Annotated in this window: 4 protein-coding genes; 2 read left to right on the forward strand and 2 right to left on the reverse strand. The window is 74.4% G+C overall.

The genetic code is table 11. The annotated features are described in order from the left end of the window. Positions 1-71: 71 nt before the first annotated feature. Positions 72-2,678 carry an ATP-dependent chaperone ClpB gene (clpB, locus tag KS423_RS34340; protein WP_224283668.1) on the reverse strand — a complete coding sequence of 869 codons (2,607 nt, stop codon included), beginning with the start codon at positions 2,676-2,678 and terminating at the stop codon, positions 72-74. Between the two features lie 116 nt (positions 2,679-2,794). Next, positions 2,795-3,748 carry a LysR family transcriptional regulator gene (locus KS423_RS34345; protein WP_224283669.1) on the reverse strand — a complete coding sequence of 318 codons (954 nt, stop codon included), beginning with the start codon at positions 3,746-3,748 and terminating at the stop codon, positions 2,795-2,797. A gap of 70 nt (positions 3,749-3,818) precedes the next feature. On the opposite strand from KS423_RS34345, the gene KS423_RS34350 reads away from it, so the two are divergent. Both KS423_RS34350 and KS423_RS34355 read left to right on the forward strand, forming a co-directional pair. Further along, positions 3,819-4,928 (forward strand): TDT family transporter, encoded by a 1,110-nt coding sequence (locus KS423_RS34350; protein WP_224283670.1) that lies wholly within the window; start codon positions 3,819-3,821, stop codon positions 4,926-4,928. A 674-nt stretch (positions 4,929-5,602) separates the two neighbouring features. Beyond that, entirely contained in the window at positions 5,603-6,592 is a 990-nt protein-coding gene (locus KS423_RS34355) for a LuxR C-terminal-related transcriptional regulator (protein ID WP_224283671.1), read from the forward strand. Positions 6,593-6,743 lie beyond the last annotated feature (151 nt).

Genomic DNA, 6,743 nt, shown 5'->3' on the forward strand with positions numbered 1-6,743 from the left:
CGGGTGCGGCACGGGCCGCCCCCGGCCGCCGGAGCGGAGGGAGCGGCCCGTGCGCCGGACGCCCGGCGGCGCTACTTCTCCAGCGGCCCCCGGCCGCGGACGGTGAGGCGGTCGCCCGCCTCGTCCCGCTCGACCAGGACGGTGTCCCCGTCGTGCACCGCGCCGGACAGGATCGCCCGGGCCAGCTGGTCGCCGATCGCGGACTGCACCAGTCGGCGCAGCGGGCGGGCGCCGTACGCCGGGTCGTAGCCGGTGAGCGCCAGCCAGTCGCGGGCGGCCTCGGAGACCTCCAGGGTGAGCCGCCGCTCCTGCAGCCGCTCGCCCAGTCGGGCCACCTGGAGGTCGACGATCCGGCTCAGCTCGCCGGTGCCCAGCGGCTCGAAGACCACGATGTCGTCCAGCCGGTTGAGGAACTCCGGCTTGAACGCGGACCGGACGGTGCCCAGCACCAGCTCCCGCTTCTCCGCCTCCGGGGTGGCCGGGTCGACCAGGTACTGACTGCCGAGGTTGGAGGTGAGGATCAGGATGGCGTTGCGGAAGTCCACCGTGCGGCCCTGGCCGTCGGTGAGCCGCCCGTCGTCCAGCACCTGGAGCAGGACGTCGAAGACCTCCGGGTGCGCCTTCTCCACCTCGTCCAGCAGCACGACGCTGTACGGGCGGCGGCGGACCGCCTCGGTGAGCTGGCCGCCCTCCTCGTATCCGACGTACCCGGGCGGGGCGCCGACCAGGCGGGAGACCGAGTGCTTCTCGCCGTACTCGCTCATGTCGATCCGGACCATCGCCCGCTCGTCGTCGAACAGGAAGTCGGCCAGGGCCTTGGCGAGTTCGGTCTTGCCGACGCCGGTCGGGCCGAGGAAGAGGAAGGAGCCGGTCGGGCGGTCCGGGTCGGCGATTCCGGAGCGGGTGCGCCGCACCGCGTCCGAGACGGCCTGAACGGCCTCCGCCTGGCCGATCAGGCGCCTGCCCAACTCCTCCTCCATGCGCAGGAGTTTGGCGCTCTCGCCCTCCAGCAGCCGGCCCGCCGGGATGCCCGTCCAGGAGGCGACCACGTCGGCCACGTCGTCCGGGCCGACCTCCTCCTTGACCATCGAGGCGGAGGCGTCCTGGTCTGCGGCACGCTCCTGGGCGTCGGTGAGTTCCTTCTCGGCGGCCGGGATCTCCGCGTACATCAGCTTGGACGCCCGCTCGAAGTCCCCGTCGCGCTGGGCGCGTTCGAGCGCGCCGTGCAGGTCGTCCAGCCGCTCCTTGAGCTCGCCGACCCGGTTGAGGCTCTTCTTCTCCTGCTCCCAGCGCGCCGTCAGCACGCTCAACTGCTCGTTCCTGTCGGCGAGGTCGCGCCGCAGCCGGGCCAGCCGGTCCACCGAGGCAGGGTCCGACTCCTTCTCCAGGGCCAGCTCCTCCATCCGCAACCGGTCCACGGAGCGCTGGAGTTCGTCGATCTCGACCGGGGAGGAGTCGATCTCCATCCGCAGCCGGGAGGCCGCCTCGTCGACCAGGTCGATCGCCTTGTCGGGCAGGAAGCGGGAGGTGATGTAGCGGTTGGACAGAGTGGCCGCGGCGACCAGCGCGGCGTCCGAGATCTGTACCTTGTGGTGCGCCTCGTACCGGCCCTTGAGGCCGCGCAGGATGGCGATCGAGTCCTCCACGCTGGGCTCGCCGACCAGCACCTGCTGGAAGCGGCGCTCCAGGGCCGGGTCCTTCTCGATCCGCTCGCGGTACTCGTCCAGCGTGGTGGCGCCGACCATCCGCAGCTCGCCGCGGGCCAGCATCGGCTTGAGCATGTTGCCCGCGTCCATCGCGGAGTCGCCGCCGGCGCCCGCGCCGACCATGGTGTGCAGCTCGTCGATGAAGGTGACGACCTGGCCGTCGGAGGCCTTGATGTCGTTCAGGACGGCCTTCAGCCGCTCCTCGAACTCGCCGCGGAACTTGGCGCCCGCGACCATCGCGCCGAGGTCCAGCGCGACCAGCCGCTTGCCGCGCAGCGACTCCGGCACGTCGCCGGCCACGATGCGCTGGGCCAGGCCCTCGACCACGGCGGTCTTGCCCACGCCGGGCTCGCCGATCAGCACCGGGTTGTTCTTGGTCCGGCGGGAGAGCACCTGGACCACCCGGCGGATCTCGTGGTCGCGGCCGATCACCGGGTCGAGCTTGCCGTCCCGGGCGGCCTGGGTGAGGTCGGTGCCGTACTTCTCCAGCGCCTTGTAGGTGCCCTCCGGATCCGGTGAGGTGACCCGGCCGCTGCCCCGGACGTCCTTGAACGCGGCGAGCAGCGCCTTCGGCGTGGCGCCCTGGTGCACCAGCAGCTCGGCCACCTGGCCGCCCTCGGCGGCCAGGCCGACCATCAGGTGCTCGGTGGAGACGTACTGGTCGTCCAGGTCGTCGGCGCGCTTGCCGGCCTGGGTGAGCACCGCGATGGTGTCCCGGGCGAGCTGCGGCGCGGCGACCGTCGAGCCCATCGCGCTGGGCAGCGCGGCCGCCTGGCGGCGGGCCTCGGTGTCGACCCGGGCGACATCGGCCCCGACCGCTTCCAGCAGGGGCCGGGCGATGCCCTCGGGCTGCTCCAGCAGGGCGATCAGGATGTGCACCGGCCTGACGTCCGGGTTGCCGGCCGTGCCCGCCTGCCGGATCGCGGCGGACAGGGCGTCCTGCGTCTTGGTGGTGAACTTGCTGGCGTCCACTGCTGGGGGGTCCTCCCTCGTCGTCTTTCACTGCTGCTGCGTACAGCGCCGCGTACCCGCTGTCGCGCATCGCCGCACTGCTACGTACAGCATGCACTAAGTTGAGTCTATTCCACTCAACCTTTTTCGGGCTCGGCTTCTGCCCGACTTCTCGGTGAACGCGCGACGGACTGCCGGGTCAGCCCCAGCAGCTCCCGGGCCGGCCCGCCCGGCCGCTGCCCGGCCGGCCACACCGCGCGCAGCGGCCGCCGCAGGTCCAGCTCCTTCACCAGCGGCACCTCGACCAGCCGCCGGGTGGCCAGTTCCTCCATCACCGCCAGCTCGCTCAGGCAGACCGGCCCCGCCCCGGTCATCGCCGCCGCCTTCAGCGCGGTGGACGAGGCCAGCTCCATCCGGGGCCGCGCCGCGCCCCCGTACGGCCGCAGGGCCGTCTCCAGCACCTCCCGGGTGCCCGAGCCGGGCTCGCGCAGCACCAGCGGGGTGGCCGCCAGCTCGGCTCCGGTCAGCGGGGCGCGGCGGCGCGCCCACGGGTGGCCGGGCGCCACCACGACCACCAGCCGGTCCGCCGCCACCACCGCGCCGGCCAGGCCGGGCGGGGTGGACGAGCCCTCGATGAAGCCGAGGTCGGCGTCCCCGGCCAGGACGTGCCCGGCGACCTCCGCCGAGTTCGCCGTCCGCAGTGTCACCGCCGTCCCCGGGCTGGCCTCGGACAGGCCCAGCAGCCAGCCGGGCATCAGGTACTCGGCGACGGTCAGGCTGGCCACCACCCGCAGCTTGGCGTCCCGCCGCTCGCGCAGCGCGTCGATCCCGGCGTCCAGTGCCTGCGCCGCCTCCACCACCTGCCGGGCCCACTCGACCACCAGCCGGCCGGCCTCGGTCGGCCGGCTGCCCGTGGGCGAGCGGTCCAGCAGGGGGAGGCCGATCTGCCGCTCCATGCCCTTGATCCGGGCGCTGGCGGTCGGCTGGCTGACGCCCAGCTCGGCCGCCGCCCTGCCGACGCTGCCCAGCCGGGCCACCGCGAGCAGCAGTTCCAGGGCGCCGAGTTCGGGGACGTGCGAGGAGAGGGCCATAGGTTCAGGCTATGCCCCCATAGAAGTCCGGGCGCTACCGGCCGCCGGTCTTCCGGGCGACGGTGGGGGTATGTCCACTCTGGCCGGTATCCGTCCCCTCGCCCGCCCCGCCGTCCGCCCCCGGCTCGACCTCGCCCAGCTCGGCCCCAACTGGTACGCCGCCGTGATGGGCACCGCGATCCTGGCGAACGGCGCCGCCGTCCTGCCGGTGCGGCTGCCCGGGCTGACCGGCTTCGGCGAGGTGATGTGGGCGCTCGCGCTGGCCGCCCTGCTGGTGCTGGCCGGGGCCCGGCTGGTCCACCTCACCCGGCACCGCGAGGCGGCCCGCGCCCAGCTGCTGGACAACCCGGCCACCGCGGTCTTCTACGGCTGCCCGCCGATGGCGTTGCTGGCGGTCGGGCTGGGCACCCTGCTGCTCGGCTCCCGGGTCATCGGCACCGGCCCGGCGGTCGCCCTGGACGCGGTGCTGTGGAGCCTCGGCACCCTGTACGCGCTGGCCGTGGCCGGCGGCATCCCGTACCTGATGATCACCCGGCACCCGGTCTCCGCTCTGGAGGCCAACCCGACCTGGCTGCTGCCGGTGGTCGCCCCGCTGGTCGCCTCCGCCTGCGGCCCGGCGCTCGTCCCGCACCTGCCGGCCGGGACGGCGCAGCAGGCCATGCTGTACGGCTGCTGGGCGCTGTTCGGGGTCGGTCTGCTGGCCACCCTGGTGCTGCTGCCGGTGGTGTTCACCGGGCTGTTCCACAGCAAGCTGCCCGCCCTGGCGCTCACCCCCTCGCTGTTCCTGGTGCTCGGCCCGCTCGGCCAGTCCGTCACCGCGGTCCACCAGCTCGCCGACGCCGCCCGCCCGGTGCTGCCCGCGCTGGCGCCCGCCATGGTCGACCTCGCCGAGCTGTACGGCGTGGCGGTGATCGGCGTCGCGATGCTCTGGCTGGCCGTCGCGCTCACCGCCAACCTGCGCGCCCGGCGGGCCGGGATGCCGTTCGCGATGACCTGGTGGGCGTACACCTTCCCGGTCGGCACCTGCGTCACCGGTGCCTCGGCGCTCGCCCGGCACACCGGCTTCGGGGGCTTCAGCGGGCTGGCCGTCGGCCTGTACCTGCTGCTGGCGTTCGCCTGGGTGCTCGCCGCGAGCGGTACCGCGGCCGGGCTGGCGCGGGGGCGGCTGCTCGCCCGCTGAGGCCGCGGCGGCGCGTCCGTCCCCGCGCGCGGACGCGCAGCTCAGGAGCACGCCGCGGATGCAGGAACGTGCACGGCTGGGATGACGGTGCACGGCCAACCAGCAGGGGTGCCGGGCAGCGCCGACACCCCTTGCGGGCCCGGGCCCTGACCGGAATCCGCCCCACCGTCCGATCCGCCGCATCCGCGCCGGCCTGCAGATAACTGCAATTGCGCGAACATGCACTCGGGCGGCACTTGTTCACCGGCCGTCACGCTGTGAGGGTGGAGACACGCCAAGTCGTCCAGGCACCGCAGCCTGATGGTGGCGACTCGCTCTTCGAAACTGACCGCAGGCGCGACACCCCGCGCCCACGGAACGGGGGGGAAGAGCGCCGGCCGGTGCCATGTGTGGTGATGGCCTCCGAGCCGGACCCGTCGAGGCGTTGCTGCTCCGCCTCGACGGGAGCGCCCTGGCATTGGCGTACCGATGGCGGCCCCCGGACGACCCGGCGTGCGACGGCACCCGGACCCGGGGGCCCGCCGTCCCGCCCGGTACCGTGACCGCCTGACCCATGATCACGCCGTACCGGCCCACCGGTACCGTGAGCCCGCCCGGCCCACCGGTGCCGCGACTCGCGCGGCGGGGAGCGCGGGCAGCACCAGGGGAGAGGCATCCGGCAGGGAGAGTGCGACGTGACGGCGGAACCGGCGGTCACGCCGCACCACGGGCCCGTGGGCGAGGAGCCCGACGAGGCCGCCCGGCAGCTGTACCTGGCCATCATCGCCGAGGGCGGCCGCGTCCCCACCGGCGAGGTCGCGGACGCCGACCGGGGCGCGCTCCAACAGCTCATCGACATCGGCCTGTTGATGGTCAACCCGATGGACCGCTGCTACACCGCGGTCAGTCCGCGCTCGGTCAGCGACCGCCTGGGCGCCGAACTGCGCAGCGAGGCCACCCGGCTGCTGGTCCGCGCGGAGAACCTCCCGGGCGCCCTGGACAGCCTCACCCGGGCCTACGACGCGATGCCCCGCCCGACCGGCCGGGCCGGCGGCGCCGTCCACGTCGAGGGGCACGTCCACATCCGCCAGCGGATCTCCCAGCTGGTCTCCGACTGCCGCTCCGAGGTCCTCACCGCACAGCCGGGCCACCGGCCCGCCGACACCCTCCAGGTCGCCCTCCTCCAGGACGTCCAGCTGCTCCAGCGCGGCTGCTCGCTGCGCACCATCTACCAGCCGGTCGCCCTCGCCGACCCGCCCGCCCTCGCCTACGCCGAGGAGGTCACCCGGCACGGCTCGCTCATCCGCGTGCTCGACGAGCCCTTCCAGCGGCTGATCGTCTTCGACCGGTCCGTCGCCGTGATCTCCGCCAACGACGACAACAGCACCGCCGCCTTCATCACCGACCCGGCCACCATCACCTACCTGGTCGGCACCTTCGAACGCGACTGGGCACGCGCCGACACCGCCGAGGCCGCCGCCGTCGGCCAGGCGCCCACCCGCACCATCGCCGACCGCGTCGGCCGGCTGCTCGCCCGCGGCCTCACCCAGCGCGCCGTCGCCACCCGGCTGGGCCTGAGCGAACGCACCGTCGCCGCCCACATCTCCCGGCTGCGCGACCGCTACGGCGCGCAGACCCTCTTCCAGCTCGGCTGGCTGATGCGAGGCGCCCGCGATGACCGATGAGCCCGGCCCGGCCGAGCGGGCCCTCTACCTCGCCGCCGTCCGGAACGGCGGCCGGCTGCGCCCCGAGGACCTCGCCCCCGGCGACCGCCCCGCCCTGGCCGCCCTCGTGGCCCGCGGCCTGCTCACCCCCACCGCCACCGGCTGGACCGCC

The sequence above is a fragment of the Streptomyces sp. LS1784 genome (assembly GCF_020103755.1).
In the GTDB taxonomy this organism is placed as follows: domain Bacteria; phylum Actinomycetota; class Actinomycetes; order Streptomycetales; family Streptomycetaceae; genus Kitasatospora.